The sequence below is a fragment of the Sphingobium sp. Leaf26 genome (assembly GCF_001421665.1).
In the GTDB taxonomy this organism is placed as follows: domain Bacteria; phylum Pseudomonadota; class Alphaproteobacteria; order Sphingomonadales; family Sphingomonadaceae; genus Sphingobium.
In genome coordinates, this window is the sequence record NZ_LMKV01000016.1 from 1 (window position 1) to 14,089 (window position 14,089).

13 protein-coding genes are annotated in these 14,089 nt (G+C 65.5%); 8 read left to right on the forward strand and 5 right to left on the reverse strand.

Going from position 1 to position 14,089, the window contains the following annotated elements; genetic code table 11:
• From ASE85_RS13110 to ASE85_RS13120, 3 genes are all read left to right on the forward strand, one after another.
• Nucleotides 1-186, forward strand: a 186-nt coding sequence (locus ASE85_RS13110) for an SDR family oxidoreductase (RefSeq protein WP_156358334.1), incomplete at its 5' end; no start/stop codon positions are given.
• A gap of 53 nt (nt 187-239) precedes the next feature.
• Nucleotides 240-1,451 carry a glycosyl hydrolase 53 family protein gene (locus ASE85_RS13115; RefSeq protein WP_056689065.1) on the forward strand — a complete coding sequence of 404 codons (1,212 nt, stop codon included), beginning with the start codon at nt 240-242 and terminating at the stop codon, nt 1,449-1,451.
• A complete protein-coding gene (locus ASE85_RS13120; RefSeq protein WP_056689068.1) occupies nt 1,448-2,392 on the forward strand; it encodes a glycoside hydrolase family 43 protein in 945 nt (314 codons plus the stop codon). The genes ASE85_RS13115 and ASE85_RS13120 overlap by 4 nt, the downstream gene beginning before the upstream one ends.
• Here the strand turns inward: ASE85_RS13120 and ASE85_RS13125 are convergent.
• Complete coding sequence (locus tag ASE85_RS13125; RefSeq protein ID WP_200928352.1) at nt 2,389-3,051, reverse strand: GDSL-type esterase/lipase family protein; 663 nt, start codon at nt 3,049-3,051, stop codon at nt 2,389-2,391. The genes ASE85_RS13120 and ASE85_RS13125 overlap by 4 nt on opposite strands.
• Before the next feature lie 159 nt (nt 3,052-3,210).
• Here ASE85_RS13125 and ASE85_RS13130 point away from each other — a divergent pair, with 159 nt between their 5' ends.
• On the forward strand, nt 3,211-4,173 hold the full coding sequence (locus ASE85_RS13130) for an acyltransferase family protein (RefSeq protein ID WP_056689074.1): 963 nt from the start codon (nt 3,211-3,213) through the stop codon (nt 4,171-4,173).
• Here ASE85_RS13130 and ASE85_RS13135 read toward each other — a convergent pair.
• Nucleotides 4,170-4,790 (reverse strand): hypothetical protein, encoded by a 621-nt coding sequence (locus ASE85_RS13135; protein ID WP_056689077.1) that lies wholly within the window; start codon nt 4,788-4,790, stop codon nt 4,170-4,172. The genes ASE85_RS13130 and ASE85_RS13135 overlap by 4 nt on opposite strands.
• A gap of 67 nt (nt 4,791-4,857) precedes the next feature.
• Nucleotides 4,858-6,141, reverse strand: coding sequence for a phosphoribosylamine--glycine ligase (gene purD / locus ASE85_RS13140; RefSeq protein WP_056689147.1), 1,284 nt, complete (start codon nt 6,139-6,141; stop codon nt 4,858-4,860).
• A gap of 7 nt (nt 6,142-6,148) precedes the next feature.
• Here purD and xseA point away from each other — a divergent pair, with 7 nt between their 5' ends.
• The 3 genes from xseA to ASE85_RS13155 are packed head-to-tail and all read left to right on the forward strand — an operon-like array spanning nt 6,149 to nt 8,724.
• A complete protein-coding gene (gene xseA, locus ASE85_RS13145; protein ID WP_056689080.1) occupies nt 6,149-7,639 on the forward strand; it encodes an exodeoxyribonuclease VII large subunit in 1,491 nt (496 codons plus the stop codon).
• A gap of 24 nt (nt 7,640-7,663) precedes the next feature.
• On the forward strand, nt 7,664-7,876 hold the full coding sequence (locus ASE85_RS13150) for a DUF2093 domain-containing protein (protein WP_056689085.1): 213 nt from the start codon (nt 7,664-7,666) through the stop codon (nt 7,874-7,876).
• Nucleotides 7,873-8,724, forward strand: a complete 852-nt coding sequence (locus ASE85_RS13155) for a M23 family metallopeptidase (protein ID WP_200928353.1) — start codon at nt 7,873-7,875, stop codon at nt 8,722-8,724. The genes ASE85_RS13150 and ASE85_RS13155 overlap by 4 nt, the downstream gene beginning before the upstream one ends.
• Nucleotides 8,725-8,832: 108 nt before the next feature.
• Here the strand turns inward: ASE85_RS13155 and ASE85_RS13160 are convergent, their stop codons facing one another.
• Nucleotides 8,833-9,396, reverse strand: coding sequence for a hypothetical protein (locus ASE85_RS13160; protein ID WP_056689148.1), 564 nt, complete (start codon nt 9,394-9,396; stop codon nt 8,833-8,835).
• Nucleotides 9,397-9,789: 393 nt separating this feature from the next.
• Between ASE85_RS13160 and ASE85_RS13165 the strand changes: the two genes are divergently transcribed.
• Nucleotides 9,790-12,858, forward strand: coding sequence for a TonB-dependent receptor plug domain-containing protein (locus ASE85_RS13165; protein ID WP_056689091.1), 3,069 nt, complete (start codon nt 9,790-9,792; stop codon nt 12,856-12,858).
• A gap of 108 nt (nt 12,859-12,966) precedes the next feature.
• Here ASE85_RS13165 and ASE85_RS13170 read toward each other — a convergent pair whose 3' ends face one another.
• Complete coding sequence (locus ASE85_RS13170) at nt 12,967-14,001, reverse strand: hypothetical protein (protein WP_056689093.1); 1,035 nt, start codon at nt 13,999-14,001, stop codon at nt 12,967-12,969.
• Nucleotides 14,002-14,089 lie beyond the last annotated feature (88 nt).

Consider the following 14,089-nt stretch of genomic DNA (forward strand, 5'->3'; position numbering starts at 1 on the left):
ACCAACAACACCGCCGCGTTGCAGGCGGACGAGACGCGCAACCGGCAGATCCAGGAGCGTATCCCGGCCGGGCGCTGGGGCGCGGCGAGCGACATCGGTGGGGCAGCCGTGTTCCTGGCGTCCAGCGCGGCCGACTATATCCATGGCCATGTGCTGGCTGTCGATGGCGGGTGGCTCGCGCGCTGAACCAAAGGCGCGGGAGAGGAAAAATCCCTCGCCGCATATCACAGGAGAGAGGCATGCCCGATCGGCGGACCATATTGACGACCACTGGGCTGGCGGCGCTGGGCATGGCCCTGCCGCAGGCGGTCGTTGCGGGGACGAAGAAGGGCGCGCGGCCCGGCCCCTATCTGATCGGCGCGGATATCAGCTGGATTCCCGAGGATGAGGCGGCCGGCGCGCGCTATTTTGTCGATGGCGTGCAGAAAGACCCCATCCTGTTGCTGCGCGATGCCGGATTCAATGCGATCCGGCTGCGCATCTTCGTTGATCCGGCCAGGGGCTATGCGAAGCGCGAACCGGACAAGGCCTGGGCGGGGCTGGCGCAGACGATCAAGCTGGGCAAACGCATCCGGGACGCCGGCCTCTATCTGGTTCTGAGTTTCCACTATAGCGATATCTGGGCCGACCCGGAGCATCAGGGCGTGCCCGCCGCCTGGGCCGGTTACGACCTGCCGCAACTGGCCAAGGCGGTCGAGGCCCATACGCATGATACGCTGGTGGCGATGCGGGCGGGTGGCGCGCCGGTCGACATGGCGGTGATCGGCAATGAAACGACGTTCGGCATGTTGTGGCCCCATGGGCGGGTGACATTGTCCACATCGACCGGCAATCCGGTGACCGACGCCAATCATGCCAGAGTCGGCGTGGTCGGCGGGTTCGATGGCTTTGCGCAGTTGCTGCGCGCGGGGATTGCCGGTGCGCGGCGGGCGGAGCCGGAGGTGCAGATACAACTGCACAATCATCTGGGCCGCCACTGGCCGATCGTGCGCGAATGGACCGATGCGCTGATCGCCCGCAAGGTCGATTTCGACGTCATCGGCTTTTCCTGTTACCAGCAGCGGGCGCAGGGCGACTGGGCAACCAGCTTTAGCGAGTTCGTGAAACGCTATCCCGACAAGGGGCTGCTGGTCGCCGAATATTCGAGCCGGAAGCGCTATATCAACGATCTGGTCCATGCCCTGCCGGACAAGCATGGCTGGGGCGCCTTCATCTGGGAGCCGACGCGGCATCAGGAGGCGATCTTCGACAAGGACGGCCATAATGCGGGCGAAGGCGCCAAACCCGACTTGATTGCGCAGGGGCTGAACAGCGCCGAGGCGCCAGGCGGCCTTGTGAGCGCGCAGGCGGCGCCCAGGCCGGAACCGACCGGTCCCATGGGCAAGGGCGGCGATTATGTCGCCAACGACCTGCTGAAACTCTATGGCGAGATGGCGAAGGCCTATCGATGAGGCGCCGGGATTTCACGCTGGGGCTGGGCGCCATGGCGCTGGCCGCCTGCGCGCATGGTCGGTCCGTACGACAGGATGATGTGCTGCTCTTCGCCTATTTCACCACCGGCAAGGCCGGCGAGGCGGACGGGCTGAAGCTGGCGGTGAGCGAGGATGGCTTCACCTTTCGCACGCTGGCGGGCGGGCGCAGCCTGCTGGTGCCAGCGGTGGGAGAAAGGAAGCTGCTGCGCGATCCCTTCCTCTTCCAGGACGGGCGGGCCTATCATCTGCTGTGGACCACTGCCTGGGAAGGCGTGACGATCGGCCACGCGACCAGCCGCGACCTGATCCACTGGTCCGCGCAGCAGGCGATCCCGGTGATGGCCGATGTGCCGGGCACGCGCAATTGCTGGGCACCCGAAGCGATCCATGATCCGCGCACCGGCCTGTACGAGATTGTCTGGTCGAGTACCGTCACCGGCCGCTTCACCGAGACGGCGGGGGCATCGGAATCGGGCTATAATCACCGGCTGTGGCGTTGCAGCACGGCGGACTTCACCAGCTTCTCGACCGCAGAGCCGCTCTACGATCCCGGTTTCAGCGTGATCGACGGCAGTTTCGCGCACGGGCCGGACGGCGCGCTCTATCTGATCGTCAAGGACGAGACAGTCGAACCGCCGCGCAAATATTTGCAGATCGCGAAGGCGAACAGCCCGACCGGGCCATTTGGGCCGCTCTCCAAACCCTTTTCCCCCGGCTGGGTCGAAGGACCGATGGCGACCCGGATCGGCGACGCGCTGGTCTGCTATTATGACGTCTACAAGGAAGGCCGGTGGGGCGCGGCGATGACGCGCGACATGGTGGCGTGGGAGGATGTCAGCGATCGGCTGGCCATGCCGGCGGGCGCACGGCACGGGTCGCTGCTGCGCGTACCCCGGACGCTGGTCGAGGCGATCGGTTAAGGCGCGCAGGCGCGCGTCACGTCCGGCGGCAATATGTCGCGCAGGCGCTGGCGCACCACTTGCGCCCAGATCGCATAGCCGCGGCCATTCATATGGACGCCGTCGGGCTGATAATTGTCGCCCAGCTTGCCGTCGGCGAAGAGCGGCGTGGTGATGTCGCCATAATAGGCGCTTCGCATATGGGGCAGGAACTGCTGCGCCGCCGCGTTGAACAGCCTTTGTTCGCCCAGGAAGGCGGCACGGCCGGGGCTGGGCTTGGCCGACAGAAGCAGCACCGGCACGCCGGGCAGCAGGCGGTCGCGCAGGTCGAACAGTTGTGCAAGCTGGCGCATCACGGTGCGGACCGGCACGCCGGTGGCGATATCATTTTCACCCACATAGAGGATCAGCGCGCGTGGGCGCCCCTCATTCGGCTTTATATTGGCGAAGCGCGGCAGGATGTCGGTCAGGACCGCGCTGTTGATGCCGCGATTTTCCGTCGCCCAGGGCGCCATATCCTGCTGAAGGCTGGTCCAGCGATGGATCGACGAACTGCCCACGAACCAGAGCGCGCAATCGCCCTTCGCTGCGCCTGCCGCCGGCAACGCCGCACGGGAATCGCGATAGCGGCCGTAGAGGCGCCAGCCGACGATGATGACGGCGAAAACAAGCAGGGCCATGAGCAATTTAGTCAAAGGCGGAGCATCTGTACGGCGCAATCCGGCAATTCCTCGGCTGATGTCGATCCGCAAATCCGGAGACTAAGCGCTTAACCAAGATTTTTTAAAGCTTCCTAAAGGGGAAGAGTGCAAAAAACCGGTGGGGCCGGGGGTTTATCAGTGGGCAAGAATCCGTCGATCGACCTTCTGAAGGGGGTCTTGATCCTGCTTGTGATGGCAGGCCATGCCATGGAACTGGCCCATGCGCAGCATGTCGCGCTGTGGATCGGATCGGGATTCCGCATGCCGCTGATGATCGGCATTTCGGGCTATCTGCTCAATATCGACCGGCTGCGCAGCGAACCGGGCGAGCATTTCTTCGGCCGCTATGGCGAGCGGATGTTGCTGCCCTGGCTGGTGGCGATGGTCGCCTATCTGGCGATCGGCGGCTGGTCGCTATCCTGGCATATGCCGATCGACCTGCTGCTGCGCCCGCCCTTTCACCTCTGGTATATACCGGTGCTCTTCTTCCTGATCCTGATCGCGCGCGCCGTGCCGCTGCCTCCCATAGGGCTGCTGGCGATCGGGGTGCCGTTCAGCCTGGCGATCATGTATGGCTTTGGTCCGCATCACGGCGCGATCGGCCACGGCCTCTTGTCGCCCGACAGCCGCTATCTGCGCTATCCGATCTATTTCTTCTTCGGCATGCTGGTGGCCGAAAGGGGCCTGCCGACCCGCTATCTGGGCGTTGCGCTGCTGACGGCGGCACTGGGCATGGGATGGTGGGCGAGACTGGAACATGATCCCCATATCCTGGCCTTCGTGCCCGCACGGCTGCTGATGTGCCTGGGCCTGATCGCGCTGCTGCCGCATTTTGCGCGGCTGCGCCTGTCCTTCGCCCCGGTCAATCATATCGGGCGGGACAGCCTGTTCTTCTATCTGTGGCACCCGCTGGTCATGGCGCTGGTGATGGCGACCGGAATCGGCGTAGCCGCGATGCTGGCATTGTCGGTGCCGATCCTGTTCGCGCTGGGCCGGCTGTCGGCAGGGCATGCACGGCTGCGGCGCTGGATCGGCAGCGTGCCGCCGATCCGCCCGCGCATCGATGAGCCGCCGCTGGAGCCGGCCCCCCAGCCGGCCTAGACTTTGCCGTATTTCGCCTCGAACCCGGCAATGTCGCCGCTGGCGAGATATTTGGCCTGATCGACCCACTGGTCGCGGACCGGGCGCCCCTTGAAATTGCCGAGCTTCGCGTCGATTGCGGCAAGGTCTGCGTCCGTCCAGGCTGCGATCTGGGCATAGCGGGTGACGCCAAGGTCGATCAACAATGCCTTCAGCTTGGGGCCGACGCCCTTGAGGCGCAGCAGGTCATCCTCGCCTTCCGCGAGCGTCGGCGCAGTGGGAATGGGTGCAGGCACCGGTTCGACCGGCGGCGCGGCGGGTACAGGGTCGGGCGCTGCTTCAACCACCGGCGCGGCGACCGGTTCGGCAGCCACGACCGGCTCAGCCGGCGCGGCCGGTTCCACCACGACCGGTTCGACGACCATTGGCGCAGGCGCAACCGGGGCGGCGATGATCGGGTCTATGAACGGGACGGGGGCTGGCGGCACGGGGGCGGGCGGCGGCGCTGCTTCTGCGGACGCCGCCGGCTCGATCGGCTCCTCCGCCTTGTTCCGGCCCGACAGAAGGAAGACGAGCGCGATGACGACCAGCAGGCCGACCAGCAGCCACAGTCCATAGTCCATGAAGAATTCCTGCATCGCGCGTCTCTCCCCTGCAAAAATGCTGGTCGCTATTTAAGAGCGGTTTCGCGCGCGCCGCAAGGGTTCAGCCTTTTTCCGCTTCGCGCGCGACCTCTCGCCAGCCGATATCGCGGCGGCAGAAGCCCGTCGGGAAGTCGATCGCGTCCACGGCGGCATAGGCGGCGGCCTGCGCCGTGCCGACCGTATCACCGGTGGCGGTGACATTGAGCACGCGCCCGCCATTGGCGACCAGAGCGCCGTCCTTGTCCGCCGTGCCGGCATGGAAGATCTTCGCGCCGTCCTGTTCCGCCGCGGCGATCCCGGCGATCGTTCCGCCCTTTTCGGGTGTACCCGGATAGCCATTGGCGGCCATGACGATGGTGAGCGCGGTGCGATCCGCCAACTGGACCGGTCCCTGATCGGCGAGCTTCCCCTGCGCCACGGCGAGCAGCAGATCGACCAGATCGCCGTCGAAGCGGGTCATCAGCACCTGACATTCGGGATCGCCGAAACGGGCATTATATTCGATCAGCCTGGGGCCTTCGGCGGTCAGCATCAGGCCGGCATACAGGACGCCGCTATAGGGCATGCCTTCTGCCGCCATGGTATCGACGGTCGGCCGGATGATCGTTTCGATCACCTGGGCTTCCAGTTCGGGCGTCAGCACGCGGGCCGGGCTGTAGGCGCCCATGCCGCCGGTATTGGGGCCGGTGTCGCCATCCCCTACCCGCTTGTGGTCCTGCGCCGAGCCGAAGGGCAGGATGGCGCTGCCGTCGGTGAGGGCGAAGAAACTGGCTTCCTCGCCGGTCATGAATTCTTCGAGCACGACTTCCTCACCCGCCGCGCCGAACGCGCCGGAGAACATGGTGTCGAGTGCTTCGATCGCTTCGTCGCGGGTTTCGGCGATGATGACGCCCTTGCCCGCCGCAAGCCCGTCCGCCTTGATGACCACCGGCAGCGCGAAATCGTCCAGCGCGGCGAGTGCGCCGTCCTTGCTTGCGACGCGGATGTAGGCGGCGGTGGGAATGTTGGCGCGCTGGCACAGATCCTTGGTAAAGCCCTTCGACCCTTCCAGTTGCGCCGCCTTCTTGTTGGGACCGAACACCGGCACGCCCATGGTGCGCAGATTGTCGGCCAGGCCATCGACCAGCGGCGCTTCCGGCCCGATCACCACCAGGCCGATCGAATGGCGGATGCAGAAATCCATCGTCGCGCGATGATCGGTCGCGTCGAGGTCGACCAATGTGGCATGCTCGGCTATGCCCGGATTGCCCGGCGCCGCGTAGAGCGTATCGAGCCGGGGCGATTGCGCCAGTTTCCATGCCAGCGCATGTTCGCGGCCGCCGCCGCCAAGCAGAAGGATGTTCATGTCGCCCATGTCCCCGGAATTTGATGCCTATGACAATATGGGCCGCCTGTTAGCGGAGGAACGCGCGGGGGACAACGCGCCGCCGTTGTCGGTCAGCGAATTGTCGGGCCTGTTGAAGCGCACGGTCGAGGACCGGTTCGGCCATGTGCGGCTGCGCGGCGAGATTTCGGGCTTCAAGCGGGCGGCGTCGGGGCATCTCTATCTGGCGCTGAAGGACGAGAATGCCGTGCTGGACGGGGTGATGTGGAAGGGCGGCGCGCAGCGGCTCGCCTTCAGTCCGCAGGACGGGGTGGAGGTGATCGCCACCGGCAAGCTGACCACCTATCCGGGGCGGTCCAAATATCAGATCGTCATCGAGAAGATGGAACTGGCCGGCGAAGGCGCGCTGATGGCGCTGCTGGAGAAGCTGAAGGCGAAACTGGCGGGCGAAGGGCTGTTCGCGGCGGAACGCAAGAAGCCCCTGCCCTTCCTGCCACGCACGATCGGCGTCGTGACGTCGCCCACTGGCGCAGTGATCCGCGATATCCTGCATCGACTGGCCGATCGGTGCCCGACCCATGTGCTGGTCTGGCCGGTGCTGGTGCAGGGACAGGGCGCAGCCGAACAGGTGGCGCGGGCGGTGCGCGGGTTCAGCGCGATGGACGGCAGCGGGCAATTCCCCCGGCCCGACCTGGTGATCGTGGCGCGCGGCGGCGGGTCGATCGAGGATTTGTGGAGCTTCAACGAGGAGATCGTGGTCCGAGCGGTGGCGGACTGCACCATCCCGATCATCTCCGCCGTGGGGCATGAGACGGACACCACGCTGTGCGACTATGCCGCCGACCGGCGGGCGCCGACGCCGACCGCCGCCGCCGAAATGGCGGTGCCGGTGCGGGCGGAATTGCTGGCCGGATTGAACGAGATGGGGCTGCGCGCCGGGCGCGCCGTCCGGCGGGGTGCGGGGCAGGCGCGGGAACGGCTGGAGATGCAGGCGCGGCTGATGCCGACGCCGGACACGCTGCTGGCCCCGCAGCGGCAGCGGCTGGATCAACTGTCCGACGGACTGGTGAGCGGGCTGCGCCACCGGCTGGCCGATGCGCGGGCGCATCTGGGGCAGGCAGGCGGGGCGCTGCGGCCGGCCTTGTTGCAGCATTATGTGGTGCGCGCAGGCGAGCGGCTGGGCCGGTTGCAACTGCGGCCAGGCTATCTGCAACGCGCTTTGTCGGACCATATCGTGGCGTTCGACCGGGTGTCGCGCCATTTCGCCTCGCTCGATCCCGACCGGCCGTTACAGAAGGGCTATGCCCGCGTGATGGCGCAAGGCCGGCTGGTGCAGTCGGTCGCGGCGGCGCAGGCGGCCGGCGCGGTGACGCTGCATTTCAAGGACGGGACGGTGGACGCGGCAATCGGCGATGCCGCGCTTGAGCCGAAGGCCATGCCTGTTCTATCCTCCTCTCCCCGGCCCGCTCGCAAGGCGCGCGAGGCCGATGACAAGCAGCAGCAGGATCTGTTTTCCTGATGTCGTGCAAAGAGGCCTGAACCCATGTTGATGTCCAACCGCGACCGGATCGCCCGGCTCCATTATATGCCCTACAGCTTCCGCGTGTTGCAGGCGGGCGACCATGTCCTGTGCGCCGTGACCGGACAGCGGATCGCGCTACAGGATCTGCGCTACTGGAGCATCGCGCGGCAGGAACCCTATGCCAGCGCCGATGTGTCGGTGCAGGCGGAACTCAAGGCACGCGGGTCGCGATGAGGCGGATCGGTATCGCGATGCTGCTGGCCTGCGCCGGAGCAGCGGTGGCGCAGCCCGGCGCGCGACCGGTGGCGGCGCGCGCGGAATTCCAGTTGAGCGGGACGGCGACGCAGGGCGGGATCATGACCGGCATCGCGCCGGTCGGCACGGTCGCGCTGAAGCTGGACGAACAATTGGTTCCGGTGGATGCTGACGGCCGGTTCCTGATCGCGTTCGACCGGGATGCAGGGCCGAGCGCGCGGCTGGTGGCCCGACTGCCCGATACGCGCACGGTCGAGCGCAGCCTGACCATCGCTCCGCGCGACTGGCGGATCGAGCGGATCGACGCGCCGATGCGGCCGACCAAGAGCACGGAGGCCTTTCTGGCGCTGCGCAAGCCCGAACTGGAGGCGATCGCCGCAGCACGCGATGTCGTGACGGATGCGCAGGGCTGGCGCCAGCGCTTCATCTGGCCCCGGATCGGGCGGATATCCGGGCTGTTCGGGTCGCAGCGCGTCTACCAGGGCACGGCTGGCGCCTATCATGGCGGCGTCGATGTCGCCGGCGCGACCGGCGTGCCGGTGGTGGCGCCGGCCGACGGGGTGGTGATATTGGCAGCGGCGGACAAAGCCTTCACGCTGGAGGGGCATCTGCTGATGATCGACCATGGCCATGGCCTCAACAGCGCCTTCCTGCATCTGTCGCGAATCGATGTGAAGCCGGGCGATCATGTCACCCAGGGCCAGAGAATCGGCGCGATCGGCGCCACCGGGCGCGCGACCGGGCCGCATCTCCACTGGGGCATGAAGTGGAATGACGCCAGGATCGACCCGCTGCTGATCGCCGGGCCGATGCCGAACGGACTATAGAGCAACTTGCGCGCCGTCATCCGGCACGGATGACGGCGCGCAAAATACGGAAGACACAAGACTCTTGGAGCATGATGCCGCTCAATGTCATCGCATCATGCGCTTGTGTTAGCTGACCCGCTTCATCCGGATGGCGCGGCCGCCCTCAACCTTGCCCATGAAGCTGCCCATGGCGGCGCGCTTCAGCTCGATCTTCTGCCCCACTTTGGGGTCGCGCCCGGTCACGGCTTCGGTCGTCATCCACTGGGCGCCGTCCTCCAGGCCGATCTGCCATTTGCCATAGCCCAGACTGCGGACGGAGGCGATCACGGCGTCGATATGGGTGACGCCTTCTTCCTGCGGCTTGTCGCCATCATCATCGTCGCCACCGCCCAGAAACGGCAGTTTCGGGAAGGAGAATCCGAACAGCGTCTTGCGCGTCTTGTTCAGTTCGCTCTTGTCGAGCACCACCACTTCGTCGCGCTGGGCGGCGGCTTCCATCGCCCCCACCTGCTGGTCGAAACAGGCGAGGCGCTGCGCATTGTCCGTTATGGACCGGCACTGGAGCAGGTTGGTGAAGATTTCCGGGCGGGGTTGCTGGCGCTGCGGCGCGGCCTGCACCGGTGCAGCCATCGGCGCCCCGGCGATCAGGCACAGCGATATTGTCACAATCCAGCCACGCTTGCCGTTCATATCCGCTCTTCCCTTTTTCAAACCGGTCATCCGCGCTACCATGCACCCGCAGGATAGGACGTCAATATGAGGGATTTGGCGGTTTCCCAAGCCCTCCAACGCCATAATCGATCCAAGCCCGCGCGCTCTGAGGCATGATTGCTACAGTCCTTTGCAACTTCATGTAATTATCTTGCAATACACCCGTAAAACAGCACCCGCCAGCGCTTGTTGTATTTATGATACAGCCATCCCCAAAAGCGGCGACTCTCCTTTTCCCCCGCTTTACAGCGCCCTGAACGCCGCGCAGTTTCGGCCGATCCATGTGGGGGGATCGCTGTCGGGCACCATATCCTTCCATGCGGGCACTGACTGGCAGACTATCTGCCAAACTCCAGAGCAAGGGACTGGACCGTGAAGACATTTTCGAAAAGGGCACTATTGCGTGCCAGCGCCGCCCCGGCGATCCTGGGCGCGTCGCTGATCGCGACGGCTGCGTTCGCGCAGGATGCACCGCAGGCGGCGGCAGCCGATGCCGGTGACACCATCATCGTTACGGGCTCGCTGATCCGCAACCCGAACCTGGAACGCTCGACCCCGGTCACCGCGACCACGTCCGACCAGATCGAGCTGAAGCAGAACAACACCGCAGAAGATATTCTGCGTGAAATTCCGGGCATCGTCCCCAGCATCGGTTCGGCCGTCAACAACGGCAATGGCGGCGCTTCGTTCGTCAACCTGCGCGGCCTGGGTTCCAACCGCAACATCGTGCTGCTCGACGGCGACCGCCTGGTCCCGGCCGAACTGAACGGCCGCTTCGACCTTAACAACGTTCCCGTCGCCCTGATCGAGCGCGTCGACGTGCTGACCGGCGGTGCATCCACCACCTACGGCGCGGACGCCATTTCGGGCGTGGTGAACTTCGTCACCAAGTCGGACTTCGCCGGCCTGGAAGGCACCATCTCGAACCAGCTGACCGAAGAAGGCGACGGCAATTATTTCCGTGCCGACGTCACGCTCGGCGCGAATTTCGACGACGGCAAGGGCAACGTCGTCTTCTCGATCGGCTATCAGCAGTCGGACCCGGTCTATCAGGGCGGCCGCGACTATTCGGTCTTCAACCTTGATTCCTACAGCGGCGCCATCGGCGGTTCGGGCACTTCGACCCCGTCGCGCTTCACCGGCACCAACCTGTTGGGCACCGCGACCGGCAACGGCACGCGCCAGGTCACGGCAGACGGCACCGGCTTCCGCCCGACCACGGCGTTCGACGCCTATAACTTCAACCCCTTCAACATCTTCCAGACGCCGTTCGAGCGCTTCAACATGTACGGCGCAGGCCGTTACGAAGTCAGCGACGCGGTCGAGGCCTATACCCGCGGCATCTTCTCGAAGAACACCGTCAAGACGATCATCGCTCCGTCGGGCGCCTTCGGCATCGCCGTCGACATCCCGCTCAGCAATCCGTACCTGACGACGGCGCAGCGCAACGCCTTCTGCCAGCGCAACACGGCATCGGCGGCGAACATCGCCCTTGGCGTCTACACCCCGCTCTATACCGCAGCGGAATGCGCCGCGGCCGCGACGGCGACCGACCCGAACGATCCGAACTATCGTGAAGTCACCACCGCTCTGTCGCGTCGCGCGACCGAACTGGGGCCGCGTATCTCGGAATTCACCACCACCTTCTTCGATTACAAGGCTGGTCTTCGCGGCGGTATCACCGACTCGATCAGCTGGGACGTTTCGGGCGCCTATGGCGAAAGCGAGCAGAACCAGACCCAGAAGGGCTACTGGCTGAACAGCCGCGTCCGTCAGGCGTTGCAGGCGACCAACACCACCGACTGCCTCGACACGTCGAACGGCTGCGTGCCGCTGAACGTGTTCGGCCCCGACGGTTCGATCACGCCGGAAATGAATGCGTTCCTGAACGCGAACAGCCAGATCGTCACCAAGACGTCGCTGGCGCAGGCCAATGCGACCATCAACGGCGATTTCGGCTGGTCGGTGCCCTGGGCGAGCGACGCGGTCGCCTTCGCCATCGGCGGCGAATATCGCAAATATACCGCTTCGCAGGAATCGGACCTTCTGTCGCAGTCGGGTGATCTCGGCGGCGCCGGCGGTGCGGCCCCGAACATCGCGGGCGGCTATGACGTCTACGAAGCCTTCGGCGAACTCGTTCTGCCGCTGGTTCAGGACAAGCCCTTCTTCCAGGATCTGACCCTGGAAACCGGCATCCGCTACTCGAAGTACAGCGTCGACGCGCCCAGCAACCCGTCCTACAAGACGACGACCTGGAAAGCCGGCGGTAGCTGGACCCCGGTGGACGGCTTCAAGATCCGTGGCAACTATGCTCACGCCGTTCGCGCGCCCAACATCGCCGAACTGTTTGCGCCGGTAAACACGCTGCTGACCAACCTCGGCACCGATCCCTGCTCGGGCTCGGCTCCGCTCGGCAACGCCAATCTGGCTGCGGTCTGCGTCGCGCAGGGCGCCCCGGCGACCACCATCGGCGCGATCACCAACGATCCGGCCGGTCAGGTCAACTATACCGGTGGCGGCAATCTGGCTCTGAAGCCTGAAAAGTCGAATAGCTGGACCCTTGGTGCAGTCTTCCAGCCGGCCGCCTTCCGCGGTTTCTCGGCGACGATCGACTATTACAACATCAAGATCACCGACGCGATCACCTCGCCCACGCCGGGCGACGCGATCGGCGCTTGCTTCAACAACATCACCGCATCCAGCGCGACCGATCCGGCCTGTACCGCGATCCGCCGCAACCCGCTGACCGGTGAACTGTTCGGTGAAGCGGCGACGACCCCCGGTCTGTCGCTGGTGACGTCGAACCTGGGCAAGCTCAGCACCGACGGTGTCGATTTCTCGCTGAACTATCAGAAGGATGTCGGCTTCGCGAAGTTGGCGCTCAGCCTGACCGGCAACTGGACCAACAGCTCGAAGTTCCAGGCGACCTCCGTCTCCCTGAACCGCGAATGCGTGGGTTATTATTCGGTCAACTGCGCATCGATCCAGCCCAAGTGGCAGTTCTCGCAGCGTACCACGCTGTCGTTCGAGAAGGTCGACGTCTCGCTGCTGTGGCGCTACATCGACACGGTGAAGTTCGAGCCGCAGCAGATGGCTGACGACATGGCTGCCGCTCTGGCCGCCAACCTGGACGCAGACGGCGCTCTGCTGCCGCTTGATGACCAGGGTTGCCCGAACTATGAAACCACCGACGAAGGCGGTTGCATCGTCGATCCGAAGTTCCGGAAGATCAAGGCCGAGCATTATTTCGACCTGACCACCCGCTTCCATGTGTCGGACGAGATCACCATCACCCTGACGGCTCAGAACATTCTGAACAACAAGCCCAAGGTTGTCGGCAACACGATCGGTTCGACCAGCTTCAACAGCGGCAACGTCTATCCGTCGACCTACGACGCGCTGGGCCGTCGTTATGCGGTCGCCGCGAAATTCCGCTTCTGATCCTTCGGATCGGACATGAAAAAGGAAGGGCCGGTGGCGACACCGGCCCTTTTTTTGATCGCTCGATGAGAGACGATGCCCGCGCCGATGGCGCGGCGGATGCAGCGGTCAGTCGAGCAGCGCCCCCGGCAGGGTGAGCGCAATGCCGGCATTGTCGGCAAGCAGCCGCGCCCACTGCCCGACCTTATCCACTTCCTCGCCATGCAGCGTGAGGCCGCGCTGTGCCGCCTGCGCGCGCTGGCCCGGCGCGAAGTCAGCGCCGTTCTTGGCATCGCGGGCGAAGATCGGGCCGGCGACGATCGCTTCGATCGCTGCGGCATTAAGCGGCAGATCGAACAGGCGGGCGAGCGCCGTCAGGCTGTCCGTCGGACGCGCCACCAGCGTCTCGCTGTCGAGCGTCGCCACCCGGCTCCCAAGGCGACCGGCCAGATCGTGGAACTGGCGCTGCTGCGCGAGCCAGCCGGCGGCCGCGACCTGAATGTCGGTGAGGCCGAGATAGTCGTCGGGCGCGATGCCCAGCGGCGTCAGCATCCCTTCCCGCAGCAGCTTGCCGAACAGGTCGCGGACCCACAGTCGTCCCCACATCCCCTTGCGCGCGATCGAGGCGAGATAGGCGTCGAGCGGCGCGTGGAGCAGCAGCGCGCGCGCCTGTGGACGCAGCGCCATGATGCCGGGGATGAGCGGGTTGACGATGTTGGACGGCTTGACCACCACCGCCTCGCCCGGCGCAAAAGGGCGCGCGAGCAGGCGCAGGCTGTCGTCCAGCACCCGTGCCACGTCCGGTCCCTTGGCCCCGCGATGGCGCCAGCCGATCAGGTCGTTGAGCAGCACCGGTTCCTTCAGTCCCATCGCCACGCCGGGATGGTCGAAGGCCGCCGCCAGCAGGGTCGAGCAGCAATAGGCCGAATGGAAGATGAAATGGATCGGCGCCGGCGCGGAGGCCGCCGCCACCGCATCGGTCCGGCGCAGCACCAGCGGCTGGCGGACATCGCCCAGATATTCGTCCGTCAGAAAGGGAATGGTAGCGTGCAGCGCGCGCGGGACGGCGTGAAGATGGACGGCATCATGGCCCGGATCATAACGATGGACCAGCCATTCGGCGCTGGCCATGACATCCGTGACGGGAGGATGGGTGAGGCTCATGCCCCTGCCTTCGCATGGGCATGGCGCAGGCACAAGGCGGCGACCATTTCTCCCCCTTGCCAGCGGTTACGCTTGTGATAGCGATGGG

Bases quoted from the DNA above. Each gene is read 5' to 3' on its own strand.
- ASE85_RS13115 (WP_056689065.1), top strand. From the start codon at position 240: ATGCCCGATCGGCGGACCATATTGACGACCACTGGGCTGGCGGCGCTG.
- ASE85_RS13120 (WP_056689068.1), top strand. From the start codon at position 1,448: ATGAGGCGCCGGGATTTCACGCTGGGGCTGGGCGCCATGGCGCTGGCC.
- ASE85_RS13125 (WP_200928352.1), bottom strand. From the start codon at position 3,051: ATGGCCCTGCTTGTTTTCGCCGTCATCATCGTCGGCTGGCGCCTCTAC.
- ASE85_RS13135 (WP_056689077.1), bottom strand. From the start codon at position 4,790: ATGCAGGAATTCTTCATGGACTATGGACTGTGGCTGCTGGTCGGCCTG.
- purD (WP_056689147.1), bottom strand. From the start codon at position 6,141: ATGAACATCCTTCTGCTTGGCGGCGGCGGCCGCGAACATGCGCTGGCA.
- xseA (WP_056689080.1), top strand. From the start codon at position 6,149: ATGTCCCCGGAATTTGATGCCTATGACAATATGGGCCGCCTGTTAGCG.
- ASE85_RS13150 (WP_056689085.1), top strand. From the start codon at position 7,664: ATGTTGATGTCCAACCGCGACCGGATCGCCCGGCTCCATTATATGCCC.
- ASE85_RS13155 (WP_200928353.1), top strand. From the start codon at position 7,873: ATGAGGCGGATCGGTATCGCGATGCTGCTGGCCTGCGCCGGAGCAGCG.
- ASE85_RS13160 (WP_056689148.1), bottom strand. From the start codon at position 9,396: ATGAACGGCAAGCGTGGCTGGATTGTGACAATATCGCTGTGCCTGATC.
- ASE85_RS13170 (WP_056689093.1), bottom strand. From the start codon at position 14,001: ATGAGCCTCACCCATCCTCCCGTCACGGATGTCATGGCCAGCGCCGAA.